The 26,487-nt window shown below is 46.0% G+C and carries 20 protein-coding genes; 12 read left to right on the top strand and 8 right to left on the bottom strand.

All coding sequences use genetic code 11. From position 1 onward, the window contains the following. Position 1 precedes the first annotated feature (1 nt). The 3 genes from GWR56_RS00635 to GWR56_RS00625 form a co-directional block, all read right to left on the bottom strand. Positions 2-1,183, bottom strand: a complete 1,182-nt coding sequence (locus GWR56_RS00635) for a hypothetical protein (protein WP_162429271.1) — start codon at positions 1,181-1,183, stop codon at positions 2-4. Then, positions 1,170-2,159, bottom strand: coding sequence for a DUF2157 domain-containing protein (locus GWR56_RS00630; RefSeq protein WP_162429270.1), 990 nt, complete (start codon positions 2,157-2,159; stop codon positions 1,170-1,172). The genes GWR56_RS00635 and GWR56_RS00630 overlap by 14 nt, the downstream gene beginning before the upstream one ends. Positions 2,160-2,273: 114 nt before the next feature. Further along, positions 2,274-2,810 carry an OmpA family protein gene (locus GWR56_RS00625; RefSeq protein ID WP_162429269.1) on the bottom strand — a complete coding sequence of 179 codons (537 nt, stop codon included), beginning with the start codon at positions 2,808-2,810 and terminating at the stop codon, positions 2,274-2,276. A 277-nt stretch (positions 2,811-3,087) separates the two neighbouring features. On the opposite strand from GWR56_RS00625, the gene GWR56_RS00620 reads away from it, so the two are divergent. The 6 genes from GWR56_RS00620 to GWR56_RS00595 all read left to right on the top strand — a co-directional run bounded on the left by GWR56_RS00620 (position 3,088) and on the right by GWR56_RS00595 (position 15,990). Then, complete coding sequence (locus GWR56_RS00620) at positions 3,088-6,114, top strand: TonB-dependent receptor (protein ID WP_162429268.1); 3,027 nt, start codon at positions 3,088-3,090, stop codon at positions 6,112-6,114. 26 nt (positions 6,115-6,140) lie between these two features. Then, positions 6,141-7,646 carry a RagB/SusD family nutrient uptake outer membrane protein gene (locus tag GWR56_RS00615; protein WP_162429267.1) on the top strand — a complete coding sequence of 502 codons (1,506 nt, stop codon included), beginning with the start codon at positions 6,141-6,143 and terminating at the stop codon, positions 7,644-7,646. A 19-nt stretch (positions 7,647-7,665) separates the two neighbouring features. After that, the gene (locus tag GWR56_RS00610; protein ID WP_162429266.1) at positions 7,666-8,589 is read left to right on the top strand and encodes a hypothetical protein; all 924 of its coding nucleotides are present in this window, start codon (positions 7,666-7,668) and stop codon (positions 8,587-8,589) included. Positions 8,590-8,857: 268 nt separating this feature from the next. Beyond that, a complete protein-coding gene (locus GWR56_RS00605) occupies positions 8,858-9,916 on the top strand; it encodes a glycoside hydrolase family 26 protein (protein ID WP_202925354.1) in 1,059 nt (352 codons plus the stop codon). A gap of 16 nt (positions 9,917-9,932) precedes the next feature. Continuing rightward, positions 9,933-11,624, top strand: a complete 1,692-nt coding sequence (locus GWR56_RS00600) for a DUF5060 domain-containing protein (protein ID WP_162429265.1) — start codon at positions 9,933-9,935, stop codon at positions 11,622-11,624. 244 nt (positions 11,625-11,868) lie between these two features. After that, positions 11,869-15,990, top strand: a complete 4,122-nt coding sequence (locus tag GWR56_RS00595; RefSeq protein ID WP_162429264.1) for a two-component regulator propeller domain-containing protein — start codon at positions 11,869-11,871, stop codon at positions 15,988-15,990. Here the strand turns inward: GWR56_RS00595 and GWR56_RS00590 are convergent. Further along, a complete protein-coding gene (locus GWR56_RS00590; protein ID WP_162429263.1) occupies positions 15,987-16,793 on the bottom strand; it encodes a class I SAM-dependent methyltransferase in 807 nt (268 codons plus the stop codon). The two genes, GWR56_RS00595 and GWR56_RS00590, sit on opposite strands and share 4 nt — an antisense overlap. 142 nt (positions 16,794-16,935) lie before the next feature. On the opposite strand from GWR56_RS00590, the gene GWR56_RS00585 reads away from it, so the two are divergent. Continuing rightward, complete coding sequence (locus GWR56_RS00585; protein WP_162429262.1) at positions 16,936-17,205, top strand: hypothetical protein; 270 nt, start codon at positions 16,936-16,938, stop codon at positions 17,203-17,205. Here GWR56_RS00585 and GWR56_RS00580 read toward each other — a convergent pair. The 3 genes from GWR56_RS00580 to GWR56_RS00570 all read right to left on the bottom strand — a co-directional run bounded on the left by GWR56_RS00580 (position 17,202) and on the right by GWR56_RS00570 (position 20,028). After that, positions 17,202-17,804 (bottom strand): DUF2238 domain-containing protein, encoded by a 603-nt coding sequence (locus GWR56_RS00580; protein ID WP_162429261.1) that lies wholly within the window; start codon positions 17,802-17,804, stop codon positions 17,202-17,204. The genes GWR56_RS00585 and GWR56_RS00580 overlap by 4 nt on opposite strands. Before the next feature lie 34 nt (positions 17,805-17,838). Then, complete coding sequence (locus tag GWR56_RS00575) at positions 17,839-18,249, bottom strand: GNAT family N-acetyltransferase (RefSeq protein ID WP_162429260.1); 411 nt, start codon at positions 18,247-18,249, stop codon at positions 17,839-17,841. Between the two features lie 237 nt (positions 18,250-18,486). Continuing rightward, positions 18,487-20,028: an acyl-CoA carboxylase subunit beta gene (locus GWR56_RS00570; protein WP_162429259.1), complete on the bottom strand. Its 1,542-nt coding sequence runs from the start codon at positions 20,026-20,028 to the stop codon at positions 18,487-18,489. Positions 20,029-20,136: 108 nt separating this feature from the next. On the opposite strand from GWR56_RS00570, the gene GWR56_RS00565 reads away from it, so the two are divergent. The 5 genes from GWR56_RS00565 to can all read left to right on the top strand — a co-directional run bounded on the left by GWR56_RS00565 (position 20,137) and on the right by can (position 24,515). Beyond that, positions 20,137-20,469, top strand: coding sequence for a hypothetical protein (locus GWR56_RS00565; protein WP_162429258.1), 333 nt, complete (start codon positions 20,137-20,139; stop codon positions 20,467-20,469). 149 nt (positions 20,470-20,618) lie between these two features. Continuing rightward, positions 20,619-22,220 (top strand): SulP family inorganic anion transporter, encoded by a 1,602-nt coding sequence (locus GWR56_RS00560; RefSeq protein WP_162429257.1) that lies wholly within the window; start codon positions 20,619-20,621, stop codon positions 22,218-22,220. Between the two features lie 14 nt (positions 22,221-22,234). Beyond that, positions 22,235-22,960 (top strand): carbonic anhydrase, encoded by a 726-nt coding sequence (locus GWR56_RS00555; protein ID WP_162429256.1) that lies wholly within the window; start codon positions 22,235-22,237, stop codon positions 22,958-22,960. A 130-nt stretch (positions 22,961-23,090) separates the two neighbouring features. Beyond that, positions 23,091-23,840 carry a YoaK family protein gene (locus tag GWR56_RS00550; RefSeq protein WP_162429255.1) on the top strand — a complete coding sequence of 250 codons (750 nt, stop codon included), beginning with the start codon at positions 23,091-23,093 and terminating at the stop codon, positions 23,838-23,840. A 15-nt stretch (positions 23,841-23,855) separates the two neighbouring features. Continuing rightward, the gene (can, locus tag GWR56_RS00545; protein ID WP_162429254.1) at positions 23,856-24,515 is read left to right on the top strand and encodes a carbonate dehydratase; all 660 of its coding nucleotides are present in this window, start codon (positions 23,856-23,858) and stop codon (positions 24,513-24,515) included. 171 nt (positions 24,516-24,686) lie between these two features. On the opposite strand, the gene pruA is transcribed toward can, so the two are convergent. Beyond that, positions 24,687-26,324, bottom strand: a complete 1,638-nt coding sequence (gene pruA, locus GWR56_RS00540; protein WP_162429253.1) for an L-glutamate gamma-semialdehyde dehydrogenase — start codon at positions 26,322-26,324, stop codon at positions 24,687-24,689. Between the last annotated feature and the right edge of the window lie 163 nt (positions 26,325-26,487).

Genomic DNA, 26,487 nt, shown 5'->3' with positions numbered 1-26,487 from the left:
TTTAAAAACTACCGCTCGACCCGCCGCCACCGCCGCTGCCACCCCCAAACGGGGTAGATGTCCCCTGGCCGGCAGGGGGTAAATGCGATGCGGCCTGGCCAATGGCTAAACCCTCTAAATTAAGGCTATCCAAGGTGCTGGTTTCTTCAGGTTCGGCGTAGGTAATGCCGTAACGCGGCTTTTTAAGGTAAGTGATCACGGCATAAGCTGCCGCCAAAAGAATAATTCCCGATAGGGTAAGCATTATTTCGATGGGTAACAAATGGTAATAGTTTCTGACAGTTGCTACCGTTGCGCCAACTAAAACAATACCTGTACGCATCAGCAGGGCATCTTTCTGTTTAAGGCCAAAAACAATGTAAACAACAGGCAGCAAAGCGGTCCACATCCAAAAGATAAAACCAACCGGGATAGTGGTATGGGTATCGTCAAGGCCGTTAAGCATATTATTTAAAGTGTTAACCACGTAATAGTTGCCGGCGGCATACAGAGTAAGCAGGCTTAGCAGTTTACCTATGCTAATGCAATTGGTGTAGTAAATATACCGGATGTTATGGCTTAGTTTGTCGAATAAATAGTACGATGCTCCTGCCGCTATCATCATCATAAAAGGCATGGTTGCCACGCCAATTTTACCCGCCATCTCCCAAAAAAAATAAACACAGGCAAATGCGGCTGCACAAGCTGCACCTGCGGTAACAACATCGGCAAAGCGCAAGGTAAGCGCGGCGCAAAGCAGTAAAATAATCATGGCCGACAAAAGGTTGTTGCCATCGGTTAGGTGCATTTTTGAGATCATCCAAATAAAACCGCCCCCCAGTAAAATGGCCGAAAAATATAAAAGCGCGTTATCTACTCCCGAGTGAAAGTAGTTTTTGTCTTTGGTTAATATTTCTAAAGTAATGTAATATATTACGCCTGAAAATAAAGGCCACCCAGGGCTCTCAAGCGCCCCGGCACCTGATGCTATTACACTTATTAAGCCGAGGGATACAATGGCAATAATAAAAGTTAATATAAATAAACCCGCGCTCACCATTAACCCCGGCGTATAAAAACCTATAGGGTGGGCAGCTTTTATTTTGATATATTCATCCTTGGTGATATAGCCTTCGTGGTAATCTACCGTAACCTGGTCGGTTATATATTTATTATCAAGCCACTGTTTGTTATATATGATCATCGTGCTTTAAGCTTTTGTTGACGTTTATCAATAGAAATATTAAACCAATGGCCGACCCAATGAAACACATTAGTAATAAGTAAATGGAACCTTCGCGCATAAGCGCGTAAAGTAACCGCACCAGTAGGCAGCTTAAGGCAAAGTAGCTGTATAAAATGGTGAGCAGTATAAAATAAAAAGATCTTTCCTTATAAGCATCCAAATAAATATAAACCGCCAGTGCCAAAAGCATCACTATCCATAAAACGCTTAAAGCAGTATCGTAGCGGTCAAAATATCCAGCCAGCAATGCAATAAATGTAACGTGCACCCCGTAATGATGATAGCTGAATTTAAAGTGCTTTTTAATATCGAAGCGTTGGGTTATATAAGCCGCCGCAAGCAGCATTAAGCCCAGTACCACGTAGGTAGAAATAATTTCGCTGCTATTAAAAGTGCCGTAGGCCAGTAATGTTTTTGGGGTGATAGATACCCCCATCCACAGGGCAAGGGCGGCAATAGCCATACTCAGGATGCCTAAATGATCGAAATAATAAGCCAAAAAGAACAGCAACAGCATTGGAACAAATGTAGCCAGGCCGTAACTTAAACCAAAAACATTGTATTGGTATTGCAGGTAGCCTATAAAAGTTACCATGCTGATGCTACCCAATAACAAAATATAATCGAATCCCGTATTTGGCGCTTTTACTTTGCCCCAGCTAAACGGGGGTTTAAATTTAAAGCAATACGCAAAACTCCCAATACTTACCAAAGCTATAAAGGCCAATACCGCCTGGTGCCCAATGGTATCTATATTTTTATAAACCAGTATGCCCAACCCGGCGGTAAGCAGCATTACACCCAGGTAAAGCAAAATTTTTAGTTCCCAATGAACAGAGAATAGCTTTTTGGTGTGTTTTTGCCCGAGGTTTTCAAACGAATTATCGCTGATGTAGGCGTCTGCATGCAGTTTGTTGTAGATGTCGTTATTCAATCTTTGAGGTTTTAAGCTTTATAAAGATAGCAAAGTATATAACTGCTACAACCAATAAAAAGGGGCTAAACACTTTTTAAAATGCTTAGCCCCTTAAGTTTAAATAACTTAAACTTATTGTTTTTTTATTTCAACCCGGCGGTTTAACGCGCGGCCTTCTTCGGTTGCGTTTGAGGTGATGGGTTTCGATTCGCCGTAACCTTTCACTTCCAGGTTGGCGCCGTTTACACCGGTATTAACCAGGTAGGTTTTTACAGCGTTAGCGCGTTCAACCGAAAGTGCCATGTTATGCTCTTCGGTACCCTCGGCAGATGAATTGCCGTTCAGTACAAATTTCACCGATTGGTCTTTTTTCATTTCGGCGGCAGCCTTATCCAGAATAGGGTAGGCATCTGTTTTTAAAATGCCTGAGTTAAATTCAAACTGTATGTTGCTAAAATTATAGTCGGGTGGTGCGGGGGCTGGTGCAGGCGCTGGTTTCTCTGGCGCTGGTGCAGGTTTCTCCTGGGCTGGTGGCGGTGTGGTTGGCGTATTGCTTGCCGGCGCTACAAAGGGCGGCGATGGTTTCATTACTTTTTTTGAACAAGCCGGTAAAACGGCTATACCTAATAGTAGTGCGAACGGTAAAATAGATGTTTTTAAAAACTTCATGTTTTAGATGATTTGGTAAATAAAAAAAACGATAACGGTTACCCGATATTGTAAATATAGGTTTTTACGCTTCATGCAAAATGAATAAACATGTAATGAAGCCTTTAGTTTATTTATTTATGCTAATAAGAAAAGCGCCCCTTTGTTTTACGAAAAAATAATGCCTTAAGCCTATTGTAACGCGGTTTAACGCGTTTGTGTACTACTTAGTAACTATAGTGTAATAACAAGTTTTGCGGCTAAACTAATATTGCCGCTATAAACCAATTAAAAATTTATGAGGACAATTTTTTACACAACATTTGTTTGTGTGATCTTACTTTGCTTTAGCACCGCAAATGTGTTAGCCCAGCAAAGGCAGGTTACAGGTACGGTAGCAGACCAGGAGGGGATTACCCTGCCGGGTGTTACCATTGCAGTAAAAGGTACCGCTACAAGGGCGGTATCTGATGTTAACGGTAAATACGTTATATCTGTGCCGGGAACAGGAGCTACCCTTGTTTTCTCGTTTATAGGGATGCAAACCCGCGAACTGCCGGTAAACGCATCGCAAACTAAATTAGATGTTACCCTGCAAAACGCCACACGCGACCTAAACGATGTGGTAGTTGTAGGTTACGGGACTACCAAAAAACGCGATGTGACCGGTTCGGTAGGCTCTATCAAGGGCAGCGACCTAAACCGCGTTCCGTCGGGCAATGTAGACCAGTTGTTACAAGGTAAAATTGCCGGTGTGCAGGTAATTGCGCCATCGGGCCAGCCTGGCGCGGGCGCAACTATCCGCGTAAGGGGTTATGGTTCGCGCAGCGATGCCAACGCGCTTGTGGTTATTGACGGTATCCCATTGGGCGATGCCGGCGATATTAAACAGGTAAACCCTGATGACATCGAATCGGTAGAAGTACTGAAAGACGCGTCGTCAGCGGCCATTTACGGGTCCAGGGGGGCCAATGGGGTGCTTTTGATCACCACACGTAAAGGTAAAAAAGGCCAGGCGCGTATTACATTAAATGCACTAACCACCCTTTCTACGTTAGGTAACAAGCTCGACGTATTTCATGACCCGGCCGATGTGGCCATTTTAAGTAACGAGTCGCGTATAAACGGTGGCGAGGCGCCGCAGTATGTTGGCCAAACCATTGGCGGTACTTATTACCCATCGGTTGCCGAACTGCGTGGTATTGACCCAAACAAATCCAAATGGCCATACAACACCGATTGGGCAAAGCTGGTTTACCGCAACCCTATATCACAAAGCTATACCCTTACCGCCGACGGTGGTAACGATAAAACCATCTACGCCATATCGGGCAATTATTATAACGAGCAGGGCCTGGCTATAAAAAACGGGTACGAAAAGTACATCGGCCGTGTTAACCTGGAGCAAAAGCTTAAACAAAACCTTACCGCAGGTATAAACGTGATAAGCACCTGGACAAAAAACTACGGACAGGGCTTGTCGGTGGATCGTAATATTATCTTTCCCGCTTATAATGAGGACGGCACCTATTTCCACATTGGTAGTAACGACTATGGCAACCCGCTGCAAATAGCAAACGAGGTTACCAACCAAAGCAAAACTATCGACCTTTTGTCATCCGCTTTTATAAGCTGGGATATTATGAAGGGTTTAAATCTGCGCAGCCGCATCAGTAATGCCTACGGTAACTCCATAAGCGATAATTACCAGCCGCGCGATGCTACCGGGACCGGTTACCAGTTTCAGGGCTTTGGCCAGCTGAATAACTATAGCGCCAACCACCTTATTGTAGAGAACTTTTTAACTTACGACCGCGATCTGGGTAAAGACCATCACATCAACTTTGTGGCGGGTACCAGTTATGAGAACACTACCGTGCGCACATCGTTTATACAGGGCCAGGGCTTTGTGAACGATATTTTGGGCAACGAGAACCTTGCCGGCGCCACTACTTACGTAGTAGGTAACAACCTTACCCGCACGGTGTTGGAGTCGTACTACGGCCGTTTCAATTATACTTTATTTAACCGTTACCTGTTTACGTTTACCGGCCGTACAGATGGTTCGTCTAAATTTGGTGATAACAACAAATACGCTTTCTTCCCTACGGGTGCTGTAGCCTGGAAGGTGAACGAAGAAGCGTTTATGAAAGCTATACCCGAAATATCTGAACTAAAAGTACGCGGAAGCTACGGTTTGGTAGGTAATCAGGGCATATCGCCTTATCAGTCCCTGTCGTTATTGGGCAGCTACAAATATTTTACCGATGGGGGGTTCCAAACAGGTTACGGCCCGCCGTTCTTCAACGATGGATCGAACGTTAACGGCAAGGTGTTTAACGGCCTTGGTAATAAAAGCCTTAAATGGGAAACCACCCGCCAGCTTGACCTGGGTGTGGATATAGGCCTGTTTAACCAGCGCTTTACCATTACGGCAGATTATTACTACAAACATACTACCGATCTGCTTCGCCTAAACCAGATAGCACTGTCATCAGGTTACAGCGTTATCCAGATCAACGATGGTACTATTGATAACAAAGGCTTTGAGTTAGGTGTAAACGCCCAGGTACTGCAAGGTAAACTAAGCTGGAATGTAGGTGGTAACCTAAGTATTAACCGTAACAAAGTACTGAACATTGGTGGCGGTAACAGCATCGAAGCTGCACAGGGCGATATCGAGGCCATACGCGCGCCGTTAAATTATTATATAAACGGCCAGCCCGCCAACGTATTTGTAGGATACCTGTTTGATGGCATTGTGCAGCAGGATGGCGGTACATCGCCGGTTGACGGCACCACCCAAAAAGCGGGGGATATCAAATACATAGCAGGCGGCCCGCTGCCGGTAGGGCAAAACGGTAAGTATATCATAGGTAACCCTAACCCTAAGTTTACTTATAGCTTTAACACTTCGTTAAAGTACGACAGGTTCGATCTTTCGGCACAGATTTACGGCGTGCAGGGTAACGACATTTTTAACTTCTCGAAGTTTACCCCAAGCGCGCAGCTGCAACGCTGGACACCGGATAACCCAAGCAACACTTACCCGAGCGTAAACTCTACCCGTGTAAACTACGCATCGAACTGGTACGTGCAGGATGGTTCGTTCCTGCGTATCCAGAACGTAAACCTGGGCTACAACTTTAAACCAAATTTTGTAAAAGGAATATCAAACCTAAGGGTATACTTCTCGGGTAATAACCTGTACACCTTTACCAAATTTAACCCGAGCTACGACCCTGAAGTAGGCGAGAACGGACAATTTGGCGGTAACTATCGCAAGCCGCGGGCTTATTCGCTTGGCCTTAACGTAAGTTTCTAATTCCCTAAAAAAAGAATTGAATAAACATGAAAAAATTAAAATATATAGCGCTTATCCTGGCTGCAATATCGTTTACAGCATGCAGGAAACAGCTCGATGAGAAGCCCTACGGTTTCCTGTCGACAGCAAACTTTTATAAGACTGAGGCCGATGCTAATTCGGCATTGATATACGCGTATTCCATATTACCCGATCTGGATTATTACTCGCGTAACTTTATCACCCTTACCGAAGCGCCAACCGAGGATATCGAAATAGCTGCCGGTAAAAGCGCAGATAACGTACTGCTTGATAAGCTGGCCGCCACGCCGGTTAACGCAACGCTAAGGCCAGGCTTTCAGTTGCCGTATGTGGGGGCAAACCGCGCCAACCTGGTAATTGCTTATGTGCCGAAAATAACATCTATGAGCGAGGCTGCCCGCAACGAAGTGGTGGGCGAGGCCTACACCCTGCGCGCCCTGCACTACTTTAACCTGGTTAGGTTATTTGGCGCTGTGCCATTGCATCTGGAACCCGTTGACGACCCAAGCAAAACCAATTTGCCAAAATCATCAATGAAGGTTATTTATGATCAGATCATCGATGACCTGACCAAAGCCGCAGGCATGATGGACCAGGTACGCCGCCTGGGCCGTGTTAACCAGGTAGGGGCATGGGGCTTACTTTCAAAAGTGTACTTAACCCTGGCATCAGGCAAGGAAAGCGGTTCGCCGGGCTACGAGTTTGTTGAAAATGCCGACGCGATGTACGCCAAGGCAAAAGAGTACGCGGGCATGGTAGTAAATAACCAAAGCGTTTATGGCCTTGATCCAAATTTGGTAGATATTTATGATGTAAACAAAAAGAACGGCCCCGAGCACCTGTGGGATGCATCTGCCGACCGTACCGGCACCAACGAAGGCTTGTACTCAAAACTGCCAAAGATGTTTATGCCAAACCTTAACTTCAAACTGCCGAACGGCGTATTTGTACCGGGAGGTTTTAATGAGTTTTTGACCGAGGCGGCTTTATACAACAGCTTTGACAATAATGATAAACGAAAAAATGAGCTGATCATATCAACCATTTATGATGTGGGCAGCGGCAACTCGGGCACAGGGCCAACACAAAACCTGAGTATAAACGATGCGTACACCAGGCCATTCAGTAATAAGTTTAACGATAGCGGCTGGAAGGCCGGCGATCAAACCAGCTGCAACACGCCTATACTGCGCTACTCGGATGTGCTGCTGGTTTATGCCGAGGCATGCGGCCCTACAACCGAAGGTTACAATGCTGTAAAAGCGATAAGGAACCGTGCCGGATTAGGCGACCTGCCGCCGGGTTTAAGCGTTAAGCAGTTCAGGGATGCTGTGCTTCAGGAGCGCTCATGGGAGCTTTGTTTTGAAGGCCAGCGTTTGTTCGACCTGCGCCGTACCCATAATATCGAAAATATCCTGGTTGATAAATATGGCAAAACGGTAACCGGCGACCCTTATTTCTTCCCTATTCCGCAATCAGAGGTAGACAGGAACCCTAACCTAAACAACTAATTAAAGCAAGCAGATCATCATGAAACGTATAAATTATATATTCATCATAGCCATCATTTTATTGGGGGCTTGTAAAAAAGATCCCTCAGAGGGCATTCAAAGCCACGAGCGCGCCATTGAAGCTGTAACCCTTGGCGATGGTTTGGTACAGGTTGGCCCCGCTGTGGTCGACCGAGCAAACTCAAAAGTTACCGTGCGCGTTTTAATGCAGAACGGAACAACGTTCGAGAACGTTAAAGCCAATATTCAAACATCTTATAAATCAACTGTAAAACCTGAATCGGGCACATCTATTGACTTTGCCGCCCACGATAACCAGGCAACCTACACAGTAACTGCTGAAACGGGCGAAACCCGCGACTGGACGGTAGAGCTTGTGCCGTTTACGGAGCCTTTACTGGGCACATTTAACGTGCAAAGCCTGGTGGTTTACGGTGGTACCGGCCCCGAGTATGGCGGCGGCGGTGTGATAAAAATGACCGATAAACCGTGGGTATGGCCTGCGGTTGGCGGCCCGGAAGCCGAACAGGATAACACACTTACCTTTGTTTACACCGGCGTAACACCCGAAGGAAATACAACAGGTACTGTTACCAATAATGCCGGTGCAGACGGCAAATACGCCGACTTTAAGTATATCCTGAACCCGCCGACAGATGTAAATAATTTCTATCGTACCATACCAAAAGGCGAGGGTACCTGGATACACGATTACAACGCCAATAAGGTGATATTCAAGTCTGCCGACGGAAAAACCACTACAGCAACGTTTGTAAGCCCCGGCACAACTACCGACCTGGGTAACGGCAAATCAAGAACGGTTACCGATAACTCGTTCATGTTCACGCTTAACGGTACCGACGACTGGAACAACATCTACTCGGATTACGACAAATTTGTTAAGCACCCACGTGTTTACTGGATAGATGTTAAAAAACAATAAAGTACATGCGCACAGCGGCGCTGCCCATATTTAGGAAAAGATCAAAGCGAATGATGGTTAACACGGTTTTAACATAAGTATCTAATTATCAAATTTTTAAACGAAAAATTAACTTAATTATGTTAACCATGTTAACCATGATTGGAATTGTAAAGAAGTACTGCGAACCTCATTGCAGGGCGCGCCGCTGTAGCATATTGTATTGTATAAATTATAAACTGCATTCCTGAAAAAGATTAAAGTGTTGATAGTATTAATAACAGACCTTATGAAAAAAAGATATTTTCCGTTGATGTGCCTGGTAGCTGTAGCTGTCTTATTTTCGATAATAAGGTGCGGTAAGGATGGCGGGAACAATATTACACCTGTAAAAAATGATCCGCCGGTTGTGGTTACAGACCCACCGGTTGTGCCGAATACCCCATTTAAATCGCTGAAATACCTGTACAGCATAGCAGGTAGCAAAACGCTCTCGGGTATCCATAACCGCGAGCCCAACAGTACCCCAAAAGCATGGACAGACAAAGCATTTAGCGTAACAGGCAAATACCCTGCGCTGTGGAGCGGCGATTTTCTGTTTCAGGCGGATAACATCAATAACCGCCAGCTGATGATCAACGAGGCGGAGGCCCAGTTTAAAAAAGGGGCTATCGTTAACATCATGTGGCACTCATGCAACCCAGCCCTGGCCGAGCCCTGCGGGTTTGATGCCAGCGGCGTTAAAAGCAAATTAACCGATGCCCAATGGAACGACCTGTTAACCGATGGCACCGCCATTAACATCCAGTGGAAAAACCTGGTTGACGAAGTGTGCGTTTACCTGCAGCAGTTGAAAGACAAAAATGTAGAGGTATTGTGGCGCCCTTACCACGAAATGAACCAGGGCGCGTTTTGGTGGGGTGGCAGGCCCGGCCCAAACGGCACGCGCAAACTGTACCAGCAGCTGCACGATTACATGACCAATACCAAAGGCCTTACCAACCTGATATGGGTTTGGGATATGCAGGACTTTGGTACCCTGGAAACTGATATGAACGCTTACAACCCCGGTTCGGACTACTGGGATATAGCAGCACTTGATTTTTACGACGGAAGTGGTTATACAACGGCAAAATATAATATTATGGTAGCTGCTGCAAAAGGCAAGCCCATTGCTATTGGCGAATGTGATAAACTGCCTACCGCGGCGCAACTTTCTGCACAACCTAAATGGGCGTTCTTCATGAGCTGGTCTGAACTTACCTTCTCTTCAAATACAGATGCACAGGTAAAGTCTTTATATACAGCGCCAAACGTGGTAACCCTGGATAAAATGCCGGGCTGGTAAACTATCTTTATAATAAATGAAAAGCTTTTATAGATTGATTGGTGTATTGATTGTAGTATCGCTGCTGCGCGTGGGCAATGCCTGCGCGCAACCCGGCGGTATCACCTATAGCCAGGTAAACAAAAAAATAAATGAATATGAAAAAGCGGAGTGGGATATTCAACTGTCCGTTCCCTTTAAAAATCCTTACGACCAGCAGGAGGTAAGTGTTGATATGGTGCTTACCAGCCCATCGGGCAAGCCGCTTGTACTGCCTTGTTATTTTGATAGGGGCGATAGCAATTCGTCTGCGTGGAAGGCCCGTTTCGCGGCACAGGAAACCGGTGTTTACAGTTATTATTTTAACGTGACCGCCAAAGGTGAAACTACCGAAAGCATTAAAGGTAAATTTACCGTACAGCCTTCTGCCAAACGCGGATTTTTGCATAAGAATAACCTTTGGACATTTAAATTTGATAACGGTGAGTTGTTCAGGGGAATAGGTGAGAACGTAGGTTGGGAATCGCGCTCGTTTGAAAAGGACAAGTATACTTACGATCGTTTGCTGTCCGAACTGGCAAAGAACGGCGCAAATTTCTTCAGGACATGGATGTGTTACTGGAACCTGCCGCTGGAGTGGCAAAAGGTGCGGTCGACAAAAAGATACAGCAATACCGACCAATACTTTAACCCCGGCGCCATCAAACGCATGGACGAGTTAGTGAACATGACCGATTCGCTTGGGCTATACTTTATGCTTACGCTGGACTGGCACGGCCATTTAATGGAAGACGGAGGCTGGAAAAACAGCCCCTATAACCAGCTAAACGGCGGTCCGGCAAAAACACCAACCGATTTTTTCAGCTTTACATCTGCAAAGCAAAAATATAAGAACAAGCTGAGGTACGTAATCGCCCGCTGGGGATACAGTACCAATATCGCCGCTATTGAGTTTTTCAACGAGGTGGATAACGCCGCCTTTACCAAAGAAGACAGCATCCTGATCCCGCATCATTTTATCACCCAGTGGCATGATGATATGAGCCGGTACCTCAAGGATATCGACCCCTATAAACATTTGGTTACCACCAGTGTCTCGCATCGCGATATAGCCGGCATGAATCAGATTGCGTACCTGGATTTTAACCAGAAGCATATTTATAAACGCACCGAAAAGATCCCTGCTATATATCCCGATTACATCGAAAACTATCGTAAACCTTACGTGGTGGGCGAATTTGGGTATAGATGGGAAGATGCCAACCCTAAGTACACCAAAGAGGCCAATTTTGATTTCAAGCGGGGGTTATGGTATGGTATGTTTAGTCCAACGCCTGTATTACCCATGAGTTGGTGGTGGGAGTTCTTCAACGATCAAAAGATGGAGCCTTACTTTAAGGGAGTAAGGCAAATCAGCGATATGATGCTGAAAGCAGGCAATGGTAAATTTGTACAATTTGCCGTTAACGCCGGCAGGCTGCACGCGCAGACGGTACAATGCGGCAATAAGTACTTTATTTACCTGCTTAACACTACCGGCGAGGATATGGATACTGATGTGTCATTCGCGTATGACGGTGCAGGAGCGGCGATGGTAAAGGCTTTTTATCCATCAGCGCTAAAAACCACACAATTTACACAGCTTAAGGCGATTAACAAGCGGTTAAATATTAAAGGCGTTAAACTTAGTGCCGGGCAGGAAGTTGTGCTTATCCTGTCGGTAAAATAACCCTGCAACTTCTTATGGTGTGTAATTAGTACACGTGTAAATTGTGTAAAAATGTTGTTTCATTTAAATTTTAGGGCGATTATAGCGGCCTAAACATTATTAAATGTTAAAATAGTATTACTCATATACGGGCTTATTTTATAAGTTTGTTATACCAGCTATAAACACATTTTACCATTTCGTATATCCGGGTTACTGCTGTATAAGAGCGGGGTAAGGTTTATATCTGCTTATGCTTTTGTATATGAGATATTTATACGCTTTAATTACCTGTATAGGCTTGTTGTTATGGAGCAGCGAAAGCCGGGCGCAATACACTTACCAGCAGATAGATAACAGCAGCGGCCTGTCAAACAGTTGCATCAACACCATCTACCAGGATTCTGACAATATCATCTGGTTTGGCAGCTGGGACGGGTTAAACTTTTACGACGGCAACAATATTCACGTATTCAATTACGAGAAAGGGAATAGCAAAAATGCCATCGCCAGCAATGTTATTTACCAGGTAACCGGCGATACTAAACGTAATATATGGATAGGCACCGTAGAGGGGCTCTCCAAGTTCAACAAAAACACGGGTGATTTTACCAACTACTTTTATAACCCCAAAAAGGTAAACTCCAATGGGTATACTGTTGCGGTGGACAACAAGGGACAGGTTTACGCGGCGCGCAAAAACAGTTCAGAGCTTTTTATCTACAACACACAAACCGATAGTTTTAACAGGGTAAATATTAAGGGCCTTACCAACTTTATGCTGCTGCGGATGCTGTTTGATGAACAGGGTACATTGTGGCTTTTGAAAGATAACGGCATACTGGAAGCATTCCGGAAAAAGGCTGCCGGTTTCGAGTCGGTAAAGCAGTTTACATCTGTACAGGATGTCGACAATGTCTTTATGGCTAATCACCGGGTTTTTTATACCACAAAAAGTGGCGTACTGGTGAGTATCAATAAGCAGTATGCAAAGCAAAGCCTGCTGAAATTACCGCACGAGGTACGGTCAATGAGCTTTTTTAAACAGCACTACGTTTTTGCCTGGGCCTCAAAAGGAATTGGTGAATACGATGAGCAATTCAAACCTGTAAGTACCATAGCTGCACAGATACCCGTTTTGCAGAATGTAAGGGTGACCTCGCTAATGAACGATGCCACCAGCCTGCTGTGGTTTGGTACCGATGGCAACGGCGTGTTAAAGGTTGCCAAAAAAGAGAACTATTTCGGTATCGTGCAAAAGCAGCCAAACGGGCAGTCGTTTCATATCCCGGTAAGGGCATTTGCCGAAATAAACGGCGAGCTATGGATAGGCACAAAGGGCAACGGCATCATCACTATAAAAAATTGGGGGAGTAAAAATGTGGCTTTCTCGGCCATTAAATCATTTCACACTAATGTAGACTTGCTGGATAACTGTGTTTATACTATTGAAAAGGGTAATGACGGGCTGGCGTATATTGGCTCGGATGCGGCGGGTGTAACCCTGTACGATCTGAAAACAAAGGCCTTTACCAAGTGGGAGGATATCAGCAACAGCGGTGCTTACCCGGCCTTTGGCTCTGTACATTGCATTTTATCAGATAACGATGGCTCGGTTTGGCTGGGGTTGAACGAGAGCGGGCTGGTACACCTTAAACTGGAACGTGATAACGGTAAGATCAGGATAAAATATCTTACCAAATACCAATACACGGGCGATGCCAGGGGCCCCGGTAATGATGTTATATATACCCTTGCGCAGGGCAGCAATAATAATTTGTGGATAGGCTGCCGGTATGGCGGCTTAAGCGTTTTTAATAAAACCACCCAAAAGTTCCGCACCATGAAGGCCCAAAGCTACGACGGAAGCCTGTCGAACAACGATGTGCTTTCGCTGTACGTTGATAACAGCAAACGCCTGTGGGTAGGCACCAGCTTTGGGCTTAACTGGGTGAACGAAGCTGAAGCTGTAAAAAGTGCGTGGCCCATATTCAAAAAACTTCATGTAGATAACGGCCTGCCCAATAACACTGTGCACGCCATAAGCGAGGACAATGCAAATAACATCTGGATAAGCACCAATAAGGGCCTGGCGAAGATAAACCCGGCAAGTTTAAAGATAGTACACTATAAAGAGTCGGACGGGCTGCAAAGCGACGAGTTTAGCGATAATGCTGTTTGGAAGGATAAAGCGGGCATGCTGTTTTTTGGGGGGATTTATGGCTTTAACTATTTCTTCCCGCAAAATATCCATGTGAGTAACGAACAGCCTCACCTGCTGATATCTGATATGCAGTTTGCCGGCAAAAACGCCCCCGAGCGTGGACTGAAAGTGCTGACAAAGAACGGTTCGGTAATTAACCAGCATTATATACTAAAACCGCAGGATAATTACTTTGAGCTCAACCTGCAGCCTATTACTTATGTTAATTCGCAAAAATGCCAATACGCTTATTTTTTAGAGGGATCTGACAAAGGGTGGCACTACATAGGCAAGCACGAAAAAATAATTTACAATAACCTGCCGCCGGGCGATTATACGCTGAAGATAAAGTGGTCGAACGGAGAGGGGGCGTGGACACCGGGTGTTACCGCTTTTACGGTAACCGTTAAGCAATACTGGTGGCTGTCGCTATGGGCGTTTTTGGCCTACGCAGTGGTTTTGGTAGGTGCCGGTTTCCTGTTGGTGCGCTATCGCAGAAATAAATTCCTGATGGAACATGAACTAAAAATGGAGCACATGCTGCGCGAAAAGGACGAGAACCTGCACCAGGAACAAATAAACTTTTTTACCAATATAGCGCACGAACTGCAGACTCCGCTAACGTTGATATTAGGCTCGCTGGAGCGTTACCTGTTTAAAACTAAACGATTTGAAGAGCCAATGCAGGGTAAACAGTTCCTGTCCATCGTAAGCCAGGAAGCATCCAGGCTGCATTACCTGGTACACCAGCTGCTGGAGTTCAGAAAGGCCGAATCGGGGCAATTGAAAAATCATTACAGCTACTTTAATATATCAGACCTGCTGACAAATCGGGCAGGTTTATTCAGTGTTCTGGTTGATCAGAAAGGGCTTGATTTCTCTATCCACATCGAGCCGGGCATCAGTATGTGGATGGATAAGGATAAGCTGGAGAAGATCATTTTCAACCTGCTCTCCAACGCGTTCAAGCATTGCGCCGTTAAGCAATACATTATATTTTCGGTAGACGCGTGCAAAAAAACCAACCAATTGAAAATCGTGGTAGCTAACTCGGGCTGTAACCTAACCGAAGGTGAAGTGGGGCAGCTGTTTGATAAGTTTTTTGTGGTGGATGGCAGCCAGCAAAACAAAATAAGTTCGGGCATCGGACTGGCGTTTACCCGGCAGATCGTGCAGCTCTTAGGCGGCGAAATAACCGTGACCTGCGAAAACAACTGGATAGCCTTTAAAGCCTTATTGCCGCTGAACTATATACCTGCTAAACACGAGCAGATAACCGATACCGATAAAACGGACAACGCGTCGTACATATTCAACTCGTTAACCACCGGCACAAAAACCATTGATCCGAGCACCGTTGCCGATAACAACAAAAGATCGATGGTCAAAAGTTTTGAGCAGGAAGAGAAAAAAGCTATACTGATCGTTGATGATGAACAGCTAATACGTTACCTGCTGAAAGATATTTTAGGCGATAGCTATATCATTTACGAAGCATCTACCGGTAAGCAGGCGCTGGAGGTTATCCACCGTGCTATGCCCGACCTGATCATCAGCGATGTAATGATGCCCGATATGAACGGCCTGCAGCTTTGCGATTTGATTAAAAACACGTCCGAAACCTGCCATATCCCGTTTGTGCTGTTATCTGCCCGCACCACTACCGAGCACATGACCGAAGGGTACAGCTGCGGCGCGGATGCTTATATCCCTAAACCCTTCCAAACCGAACATTTACTGGTAAGGGTGCAAAAGCTGCTGGAATACCGTGATAAGCTGCACAAGTTATTTAATTCGGGTAACGTTATCGCCCACCTGGATAGCCGGGACGTAGCCGACAGTGACAAGAAATTCATCGAAAAGGTAACCCGCGTTATCGAGGAAAACATTGACGAGGAACTTGATGGGGCTTTTTTGGAGAACGCTTTAAACCTGAGCAAGATACAGCTGTACCGCAAAATTAAAACCCTGTCAGACATGACCCCCACCGAGTTGATCCGCAGCATCAGGATCCAAAAGGCGTCGGCATTGCTCACCGGGTCTGACCTTACCGTTTCAGAGATATTTTATCGCACCGGGTTCAATAACAAAACTTACTTTTTCAGGGAGTTTAAAAAGATATTCAACTGCTCACCAAACGAATACCGGGCAAAGAACAGGCTGCCGGGTGTAAGGCAGGGTTAATCCTTAACCCCCCACACCCTGAAGATGCGCGGAAGGCTGATGATGGTTTCGGGGTGGTTGGTGAAGGCTTCAAGGTCGGTAATAATGGAATTAACAGTTTGGGCATCCGCAAGGCCTTCGGCTACTACCGCATCCTTTATTTTATCCATGGTGATCACGGCCATCTGTTTGCCGTCGCCTTTGGCGAACACGGGCTGTATCACGTCGAAGTTTATTTGAGCTATACCCGCTGCCTTAAAAAGCGACGGTAAACACGGCCCTATGTTGGCGTTTTGTTCCCTTTTTTTAGCTGTGGCTGTAAACAACCTTACGTACTCGTCAAAGGCGGTACACGCCGGGTAGCAAAAGTGACCGCTAAAATCAATATCCTCTATAATTATTCTTCCACCGGGCTTTACGCTTTTCAGCATGTTGTTTACCACCATTTGAGGTTCTGTAAGGTGCGATAACAGGAAACGCGAATACGCCACATCAAACTGGTTGTGATAGCTGATATCGTAAGCGCTTTGGGTATTATATAAAATATTGCTAATGCCCTTATCTTCGGCATCTTTTTTATTCAGCGCAATGATCTCTTTATCAAAATCTATCGCGGTAACCATGCCGTTGCTGCCGGCTATCTTGGCCGCCATTACCGCCACATCGCCGCCGCCGCACCCTACGTCAAAAAACGAGGCGCCGGGTACAAGGCCGTTTGCTTGCAGCAGCAATTGGGTGTGGCCGTGCAACACACCGGCAAGTAGGTTAAGGCGTTTTTTGCCTTCGATACCGCCGCTAATTATGTAACCCCTTGCCGGCTCCATGTATGTTTTTTTAGTTAAAGTATAAATATACATTTTAGCGGCAACTAAGCGAATATTCCCCTTTTAGAAAGGCGGTTTTGGCCCTGTACGTGCCTGTGTATTTTGCTTTACTTTACATAAAGGTTAAAAGCTGCCAATCACAATGGATCTACGGGACACAAGGCATATTACATTACAAACAAGCAATGGGTACTACCTGGTGCCCACCTTTAGCCAGGTTGAGAACACTGCCGATACAGTTAAGGTAAAATTTACCTTTCAGCGCGATTTTGTAAAGACCGAGTTCGACTATGTGATAGCCGATAACGAGCAAGGCTTTGTGCGCATGGTAACCTCAACGGGCGAAGAGTTTGCCACCGGCTCGCTGTTCGATCAACTGTTCATCTGGTATAATTATATCCTTAAAAATTAAGCGGCTAATTTTTTTACCGCGCTATCCTGTAACCCCGAGAAAAAAACAACCATACAAATGGCGCCTATCATGGCATAAAGCATATCCGATTGTGTATCCCAGATATATCCCTGTGTGCCCAGGAACGAGTCGCCCGACTGGCCGGAAATAACTGACACAAACCACTCTAAAAACTCGTACAGTACACTGATGGTGGTGCAAACGCACACGGTTAAAAACGCAATCCAGTTCTTTTTCTGAAAAACATGCAGGCGGATAAACAGCTCGCGGGTGATCATGGCAGGCACAAAGCCCTGGGTAAAATGCCCCACTTTATCGTAGTTATTGCGCGCCTGGTGAAAGGCATCGCGCAGCCAGTTAAAAGCAGGTACTTCGGCGTAGGTGTAATGCCCGCCTATAAACAGCACATAGCAGTGCAGCAGTATCATCACGTAGGTAAGGTAGCTAAACTGAAAGCGCCGGTAAGTAAGCACCAGTACGAAAAAACCCAGCACGGCCGGGAAAACTTCCAGCATCCAGGTAAAATAATCGTGCGGGTTGATAGCTGACAGTATCAGCCCGGCAAAGAACAGCAATATTAAAACAGCATGTTTATTCATGTATCGAAACCTAAATAAAGCAATTTATATTTTATTACAGGCTTTTTTGCATGATGATGTAATCAAAACCGTTTTTATGGAATTCGGCGCCGGTTTTAGTAAATCCAAATTTTTGGTAAAAACCTGTGGCCGATAGCCTGGCATTGCACCAAAGCCTGCTGCCGTTTTCGCGCACAACAAATGCGGTGATATAGTTTAACAATTGTGTACCGATCCCCTTCTTTTGCACATCAGCAACCACCGCAAACTTGCGGAACTGCCAATCGTCATCGCCATGCTTAAACAGCGATACCACACCCACCAGCGCATTATTTTCAAATGCCCCAAAATGATAGCCGTGGTTATCCTCCTCTATCTCCATATCATGCAGGTATTGGCCCGGATAAAGAACATCCCTGCGTAGCCGCCAGGTTAGGTGAGGGGTTATTTGTTCGATGCTTATCATGAGGTAAAAAGCGAAAGGATAAAGGTAAAAGGTTTTTTAATATCGAACACCGGATGATGAAGTGTCGTTCCCTCCCTTGCGAGGGGGCAGGGTAGCGCGTTGGCGGGGAGGGGTTTGAACGCTGCTTATCGCTTTGTAAAACCCCTCCCTGCACCCTCCCGTTAGGAGGGAATCACGCGGTTATTGCTTTATACTATATACTAGCAAAATCCGAAATCGTATATCTAAAATCTAAAATCACAACGGAATATTGCCGTGCTTCTTCTTAGGGTTATTCACCACTTTATTTTCCAGCATTTTAAAGGCGTGGATAAGTTTTGCGCGGGTTTCGGCTGGTGTTATTACCTCGTCTATAAAGCCACGTTCGGCGGCGCGGTATGGATTGGCGAAGATGCTGGCATACTGCTCTTCCTTTTCGCGCCATTTGGCTTCCGGGTCTTCGGCGGCGGTTATCTCGCGTTTGAAAATGATCTCGGCAGCGCCCTTGGCACCCATTACGGCAATCTCTGCCGATGGCCACGCGTAATTCATATCCGCTCCTATGTGCTTGGAGTTCATTACATCATACGCGCCGCCATAAGCCTTGCGGGTAATAACGGTTATGCGTGGCACGGTAGCCTCGCAAAAGGCGTAAAGCAGTTTAGCGCCGTTGGTGATAATGGCGTTCCACTCCTGGTCGGTGCCCGGTAAAAAGCCCGGTACATCTTCAAAAACCAATAATGGAATGTTAAAACTATCACAAAAACGCACAAATCGCGCTCCTTTGGTTGATGAGTGAATATCCAGCACCCCGGCTAAAAAAGCGGGCTGGTTGGCTACAATACCTATACTGCGGCCGGCCAGTCGGGCAAAGCCAACCACAATGTTTTCGGCAAAATCCTTATGCACTTCCATAAATGACCCGCCGTCTATCACCTGTTCTATTACCTCACGGATATCATATGGCTGCGAAACATTTTCAGGCAGTATATCGGTTAATGCGGGGCGCTCTTCGTTCTTAATCTCGTAAGGCAGGGCAGGGGGGCGGTCTTCGCAATTCTGGGGCATGTAGCTTAACAGCTTTTTTACGTTGTTTATGGCTTCTATCTCGTTGGCGCAGGCAAAGTGCGTAACACCACTTTTAGTTGCATGGGTATTGGCGCCGCCCAGCTCTTCAGATGTCACCTGCTCGTGCGTTACCGTCTTTACCACATTGGGGCCGGTTACAAACATGTAACTGGTATGCTCTACCATCAAAATAAAATCGGTAATGGCCGGCGAATACACCGCACCACCCGCGCATGGGCCCATAATGGCTGATATTTGCGGCACTACACCGCTGGCCATGGTATTGCGGTAAAATATATCGGCGTAACCGCCAAGCGATACCACACCTTCCTGGATACGCGCCCCGCCCGAGTCGTTGAGGCCGATAACGGGGGCGCCGTTCTTCATGGCCAGATCCATTATCTTACAGATCTTTTCGGCCTGGGTTTCTGATAACGAGCCGCCAAAAACGGTAAAATCCTGAGAAAAAACGTACACCAAACGCCCGTTCACGGTGCCATAACCGGTAACCACACCATCGCCGGGATATTTTTCATTTTCCATGCCAAAATCGGTAGAGCGGTGCGAAACCAGCATCCCTATCTCCTGGAACGAGCCCTCGTCCAATAGAAAATGGAGCCGCTCGCGGGCGGTAAGTTTCCCTTTTTTATGCTGACTTTCTATACGTGCAGCCCCTCCACCCTCAAGCGCTTGGTCGCGCTTTTTTTGTAAAATCTCCAACTTTTTATTCACAGTGCGGTTTAATTGGTAAAGCGTTAAAATTAGTAATTATATTGTAAGATTAGCGTTTAAGGCAGGGATGATACTTTGCTTTTACAAAAAATCATATCTTTGTAGCACATGAAAAACCGGATTTTTAAAAATTCATTGGCCGCTTTATTTATGGGCATCTTTATTATAAAGATGGTTATATCTACTGCGTCGGTTTTTGTGTGCATCGATAATAAAACAGTTCATGCGGTTATCATGCAGTTAGAGCATGAATCGAAAAATGAAAAGGAAGACCCCGAGAAAGAATCTGTTAAAGAAAAAAAGGTCTTCGATGAAAGTATCAACCACCTGGTTGTTTACCGCCCTTTCATTGTCGAAACCAATATACTGCACAACTTAGAAAAATCGCTTTACAAGCAAGTTTACCACCCTACGGTACCTACCCCGCCTCCCAACGTTTAATGAAAATAGCCGGATACCAAGTATCCGGTAAGTAACCGCGCGTTCCCTGTTTTTTAACTCAGGCCGAACAAATTGTGCTGTTTTCAATACCCTGTTTAGGGCGTTGTTTAACATGCTGTTTATTTAATTTTCATTATAAAATCATTGTTATGCAAATCAAGCAAGGCGGCGTTACCGCCGGCGATCTTAACCTGAAAAAGTATTTTCTTGCTAAAAATCTAAAAAAGGATATCCCCTCGGGCCTGGTGGTGTTCCTGGTTGCCCTGCCACTATGTTTGGGTATAGCCCTGGCATCGGGCGCGCCATTATTTTCCGGTATATTATCGGGTATCATCGGCGGTATAGTTATCGGGGCTTTAAGCGGCTCGCAGCTAAGTGTAGCCGGCCCGGCCGCGGGGCTAACCGTAATTGTGTTAAACTCCATTGCTACATTGGGTTCGTTCGAGGCTTTTTTACTGGCTGTTTTGTTAGCGGGTGCCATGCAGATATTGCTTGGGCTGGTAAAGGCAGGTACTATTGCCAACTATTTCCCGTCGGCGGTTATTGAGGGGATGCTGGCAGCCATTGGTATCATCCTCATCATGAAGCAGTTTCCGCACGCTGTTGGTTACGATTCGGACTTTGAGGGTGACGAAGGCTTTAGCCAGGCCGATTCAAACAACACCTTTTCGGGCATTATAAGCGCTGTAAGCAAAATAAATTATGGCGCGGTGATCATAGCAGGTGTTTCGTTACTGCTGATGATATACTGGCCAAAATTTAAAAAGGTGGCCATTGTGCCCGCGCCGTTAATGGTTGTGGTTATCGGTGTGGTGTTAGCCTCGTTATTTAGCGGTACAAGCTTAGCGCTTTTAGATAAGCAGTTTGTGCAGATACCTGTTGTAAACAGCACAAGCGAGTTTTTTGGCCTGTTTAAATCACCAAATTTTAGCGGCATAGGCAATAAACAGGTATGGATAACTGCTGCCACTATTGCCATTGTGGCCAGTTTAGAAACCTTGTTGAGCCTTGAAGCAGTAGATAAAATCGACCCCATTAAACGCGTATCGCCTACAAACCGCGAGCTGATTGCCCAGGGTGCGGGGAATGTAGTGAGCGGCTTGCTGGGCGGTTTACCCATGACTGCCGTGATCGTTCGTTCATCGGCGAATGTTAATTCGGGTGCGCGTACTAAAGTAAGCGCCATATTCCACGGTTTTTTACTGCTTATATGCCTGCTAACCATACCATCGCTGTTGAATAAGATACCGCTATCGTGCCTGGCAGCCATATTATTAACAGTAGGGTATAAGCTGGCAAGGATAGGCCTGTTTAAGCACATGTGGCATAAAGGGCTAAACCAGTTTATCCCGTTTGTGGTAACCATAGTGGCCGTTATTTTTACCGATCTGCTTATTGGTGTGGGTATTGGTATGCTGGTTGGCGTATTTTATATACTGCGCACAAACCTGCGTAACCCCTATTTTTACACCATTGCGCCAAACGGCGAAAAAAACACCATCCGCATAAAGCTGGCCGAAGAGGTATCGTTTTTAAACAAAGCTGCTATACAGGTAACATTAACAAGTTTGCCAAAGGGCAGCGATGTGGTTATCGATGGCTCGCAGTCGCGCTATATTGACCCCGACGTATTAGAGATCATACACAATTACAAGCACAACGCCTACACCAAAGGTATTGTTGTGCAATTACAGGATGTAAAGGAAAGGTACGATGTGCCGCCTTTAAAAGAATTAGTTTATAAACCATAAAACAAAAAAGTATCATGTCGACAATTGAAAATAATAAGAACGGAAACAAGCAGGCTATTGATGCCGGCAGCATCAAGCTGGACCAGGCCCAGAGCTATAAAAAATTGATTAACGGCAATAGCAGCTGGGTAGCCGAGCGCGTAAAAGAAGACCCTGAGTATTTTAAAAAACTGGCACAGGGACAAAGCCCCGAGGTTTTGTGGATAGGCTGCTCTGACAGCCGCGTGCCCGCTAACGAAGTTACGGGTACCAAACCGGGCGAGGTATTTGTGCACCGCAACATTGCCAACGTTTGCGTGCACTCTGATATGAATATGCTTAGCGTGCTTGATTATGCCGTTAACGTATTAAAAGTAAAACATGTTATTGTTGCCGGACATTATGGCTGCGGCGGCGTGGCAGCTGCTTTAACAGGCAAGCAGTTTGGTATTATAGATAACTGGCTGCGCCATATTAAAGACGTTTACCGCTTACACGCTTACGAGCTTGACCGTATTACCGACGAGAAGCAAAAAGTAAACCGCCTGGTTGAACTGAATGTGAGCGAGCAGGTGTATAATCTGTGCAAAACATCCATCATACAGAACGCCTGGATGCACCGCGCCGACCTGCAGGTGCACGGCTGGGTAATTGATATAAGCACCGGCTTTATTAAAGACCTTGGCTTAACCAGCAGCGGGCCCGATAACCTGGGCTATGTGTACGAACTGGAGGGTACCGAAGCGCTGGCCGCCCATTAATCCGCCCTATATCTATCTATACATATTGCCCCGGCTGTTATTGCAGCCGGGGTGTTTTATGGCGTATTTTTTTATAGCGCCGCACTTTAACAGGTTTTAAGAGTAATTTAGCCTTTATAAAACAGTACCTATGCTAAGGCAATCAAAAAACGACCGCACGCTTAAAGAAAACCTGTTGCTGGCATCGTCAACGGCGGCGGTAGCAGGCATTACCAACGTAGTGGGCATGGTGGCGTTCCTGGCGTTTACGTCAAATATTACCGGGCATGTGGCGAACCTCGCCCGGCATATTGTCGAGCAAAACTTCGCCCAGATAATTATATTCCTGGTGTGGCTGTTCATGTTTTTCGCTGGGGCGTTCGTGTCCAGCTTTATCATCCGGTCGTACGAAGAACGGAGCTACTACCGCGCGCATTCTGCACCGGTTATTATCGAAATTATCATTTTGTTATTTGTGGCCATATACGGCCATAATTTTTATGAAGAAACCCAAACCGAACGCGAAATTGTAATTGCCGCCATATTGTTCTCGATGGGTTTGCAAAACAGCATGGTATCTATTGTATCGGGCGGGCTCATCAAATCATCGCATTTAACGGGTTTATTTACCGACCTGGGCGGGGATATATCAGACTGGTATCACCCTAAATCAACCAAGACCGAAATAGTAAGAAATAAAATATACATCCGCTTAACAGTGCTTGGTTTTTATTTTTTAGGTGGCATAATTGGCGGATACTTCTTTAATTTGTACGAGTTTGCCATATTTTACTTTATACCCTTAATATTGCTCACGATATTATACTACGATTTATCAACAGTTGCCCGGCACAAATTGATGCGCTTTTTTTCGCGGAAGAATGCGCCGGTCAGTAAATAAGAAACAATTATCGCCATGTCTAACCATATACACGAAACCAACCACATTAGCTACGAGAGCCTTTTAGAGGGCAATAAAAACTTTGTGGCCAACGCTTTAAAAGAAGACCCCGAGTACTTTACCACGCTTGCAAACGGGCAAAAACCGCCGGTGTTGTGGATAGGCTGCGCCGATAGCCGGGTGCCTGCCAACCAGATAACCAATACCAAGCCAGGCGAGATATTTGTGCACCGCAATATTGCCAATATGGTGATACACACGGATATGAATATGCTTAGCGTATTAGATTACGCCGTGAACGTTTTGCAGGTAAAGCATGTTATTGTAACAGGGCACTATGGCTGCGGCGGCGTACTGGCCAGCATGACCAATAAACAATTCGGCCTGATAGACAACTGGCTGCGCCACATAAAAGATGTTTATCGTGTGCATGCTGCCGAGCTTGATGCGATTGAAGACGAATCCAAACGCGGCGACCGCCTGGTTGAACTGAACGTGATAGAGAACGTAAGCAACCTCTGCAAAACATCTATTGTACAAAACGCCTGGGCAAACGGGCAGGAGCTAAACGTACACGGCTGGGTGTACAGCCTTGCCACCGGTATTATTACCGATATGAAGGTAAGCACCCATAATAACCTGAAAATGGACGAGGTGTTCAGGTTTGAGAAATAGCAGGATCAATACCTAAAAGACATAACCCGCTTGTCATATTGAGGAACGGAGGATCAGTTCTGCTGTGCAGGTTTGCTTGCCACAGCGCGGTATTCATAAATAAAGGCCAAAGTAAAAACTTTGGCCTTTATTATGCTTTTTTAAAGCCTTCGCTTAAAGGGGGCTGTAGGATTAAACCTCGGCCGTTAAAAATGGGTACCTGTAATCCGTTGGCGGGTCAAAGGTTTCCTTTATCGTTCTTGGCGATACCCAACGCAGCAGATTGATCATTGATCCGGCTTTATCGTTAGTACCCGAACCACGGGCGCCGCCAAATGGCTGCTGACCAACAACTGCACCGGTTGGCTTATCGTTTATGTAGAAGTTACCCGCAGCGTTGCGCAGGCGTTGTGTAGCCTCGGCAATGGCATACCGATCTTGCGATAAAATGGCACCTGTTAACGCGTAAATAGATGTTTTATCTACAATATCCAGTATGTTGCTCCACTCGCTGTCATCGTAAACATACACGGTTAATACCGGGCCAAACAGTTCTTCGCACATGGTTACATAGTACGGGTCGTTAACCTTTAAAACGGTAGGCTCAATAAACCAGCCCTTTGATTTATCGTACTTGCCGCCTGCAACAATCTCAACGCTGTCGTCGGTTTTTGCCGCATCAATATATTTTGCCAGTTTATCAAACGATGCTTCAGTGATAACGGCATTAATAAAGTTCTCAAAATCTTCGGTAGGGCCCATTTTAAAGGTAGCCATCTCGCGTACCATGTGCTCTTTAACAGCGGGCCACAAGTTTGCTGGTATATAAGCCCTTGAAGCAGCCGAGCATTTTTGCCCCTGGTATTCAAAAGCGCCGCGCAGCAAGGCTACCGCAACGGCATCAGCATTGGCGCTTGGGTGGGCAAGCACAAAGTCTTTACCGCCGGTTTCGCCCACAATGCGCGGGTAGGTTTTGTATTTATGGATGTTGTTGCCAATGGTTTGCCAGATGTTCTGGAAAACACCGGTTGAGCCTGTAAAGTGGATCCCGGCAAAATCGGGATGGTTAAATACCACATCGCCAACCTCGGGGCCGGGTGCGTATATCAGGTTGAGAACACCAGCCGGCAGGCCTGCTTCAATTAAAACCTGCATAATTACGTTGGCAGCATACACCTGCGTATCGGCAGGCTTCCACACCACCACGTTACCCATCATGGCTGCCGATGTTGGCAAGTTGCCCGCTATGGCCGTAAAGTTAAATGGCGTAAGCGCGAACACAAAACCTTCAAGTGGGCGCTGTTCTACGCGGTTCCATACGCCCTTACCCGATACCGGGGGCTGCTGCTGGTAAATTTCGGTCATGTATTGCACGTTAAAGCGCAAAAAGTCGATGAACTCGCAGGCCGAATCTATCTCGGCCTGGTAAGCGTTCTTGCTTTGGCCAAGCATGGTAGCCGCGTTTATTTTATAACGGTATGGGCCGGCAAGCAGGTCGGCAGCTTTTAAAAATATGGCCGCGCGCTGCTCCCATGGCAGGTTTTCCCAATCGGCTTTGGCAGCCAGGGCTGCATCAATAGCCGCCGTTATATGGGTTTTATCGCCGTAGTGAAATGTGCCTAATAAGTGCTGATGATCATGAGGTGGGCGCAGCTCTTTAAGCTTGCCTGTACGCACCTCATTGCCGCCAATATACATGGGTATATCCGCCTGTTTTGAGCGTGCCTCGGTTAAAGCGGCTTTAAGCGCCGCGCGCTCCACACTGCGCGGGCCGTAGTTCAATACGGGCTCGTTTACCGGTGCCGGAACGTTAAAAAATCCTTTTAACATAGATGATTATTTTGGTGCCGCAAAGATACGGCGAAATGTGCAGATGTGCGAATGTACGAATGTGCAAATTGGAATTTGTGACACGGGTTTGATGAGCTTTAAAACATCGGTAAACATCAATGGCACCAATAACAACCCAGGCTATGGCAAGCAGAATGCGCTT

The organism is Mucilaginibacter sp. 14171R-50 (assembly GCF_010093045.1).
GTDB lineage: Bacteria > Bacteroidota > Bacteroidia > Sphingobacteriales > Sphingobacteriaceae > Mucilaginibacter.
Note: the sequence above shows the minus strand (reverse complement) of the source record. Positions and strands in the feature narration are given on the sequence as shown.

Excerpts from the sequence above, each read along its gene's own strand:
- GWR56_RS00585 (WP_162429262.1), top strand. The coding sequence starts at position 16,936 with ATGGATCTACGGGACACAAGGCATATTACATTACAAACAAGCAATGGG.
- GWR56_RS00605 (WP_202925354.1), top strand. The coding sequence starts at position 8,858 with ATGAAAAAAAGATATTTTCCGTTGATGTGCCTGGTAGCTGTAGCTGTC.
- pruA (WP_162429253.1), bottom strand. The coding sequence starts at position 26,324 with ATGTTAAAAGGATTTTTTAACGTTCCGGCACCGGTAAACGAGCCCGTA.
- GWR56_RS00580 (WP_162429261.1), bottom strand. The coding sequence starts at position 17,804 with ATGAATAAACATGCTGTTTTAATATTGCTGTTCTTTGCCGGGCTGATA.
- GWR56_RS00550 (WP_162429255.1), top strand. The coding sequence starts at position 23,091 with ATGCTAAGGCAATCAAAAAACGACCGCACGCTTAAAGAAAACCTGTTG.
- GWR56_RS00600 (WP_162429265.1), top strand. The coding sequence starts at position 9,933 with ATGAAAAGCTTTTATAGATTGATTGGTGTATTGATTGTAGTATCGCTG.
- can (WP_162429254.1), top strand. The coding sequence starts at position 23,856 with ATGTCTAACCATATACACGAAACCAACCACATTAGCTACGAGAGCCTT.
- GWR56_RS00565 (WP_162429258.1), top strand. The coding sequence starts at position 20,137 with ATGAAAAACCGGATTTTTAAAAATTCATTGGCCGCTTTATTTATGGGC.
- GWR56_RS00620 (WP_162429268.1), top strand. The coding sequence starts at position 3,088 with ATGAGGACAATTTTTTACACAACATTTGTTTGTGTGATCTTACTTTGC.
- GWR56_RS00625 (WP_162429269.1), bottom strand. The coding sequence starts at position 2,810 with ATGAAGTTTTTAAAAACATCTATTTTACCGTTCGCACTACTATTAGGT.
- GWR56_RS00595 (WP_162429264.1), top strand. The coding sequence starts at position 11,869 with ATGAGATATTTATACGCTTTAATTACCTGTATAGGCTTGTTGTTATGG.
- GWR56_RS00555 (WP_162429256.1), top strand. The coding sequence starts at position 22,235 with ATGTCGACAATTGAAAATAATAAGAACGGAAACAAGCAGGCTATTGAT.
- GWR56_RS00590 (WP_162429263.1), bottom strand. The coding sequence starts at position 16,793 with ATGGAGCCGGCAAGGGGTTACATAATTAGCGGCGGTATCGAAGGCAAA.
- GWR56_RS00615 (WP_162429267.1), top strand. The coding sequence starts at position 6,141 with ATGAAAAAATTAAAATATATAGCGCTTATCCTGGCTGCAATATCGTTT.
- GWR56_RS00575 (WP_162429260.1), bottom strand. The coding sequence starts at position 18,249 with ATGATAAGCATCGAACAAATAACCCCTCACCTAACCTGGCGGCTACGC.
- GWR56_RS00610 (WP_162429266.1), top strand. The coding sequence starts at position 7,666 with ATGAAACGTATAAATTATATATTCATCATAGCCATCATTTTATTGGGG.
- GWR56_RS00560 (WP_162429257.1), top strand. The coding sequence starts at position 20,619 with ATGCAAATCAAGCAAGGCGGCGTTACCGCCGGCGATCTTAACCTGAAA.
- GWR56_RS00635 (WP_162429271.1), bottom strand. The coding sequence starts at position 1,183 with ATGATCATATATAACAAACAGTGGCTTGATAATAAATATATAACCGAC.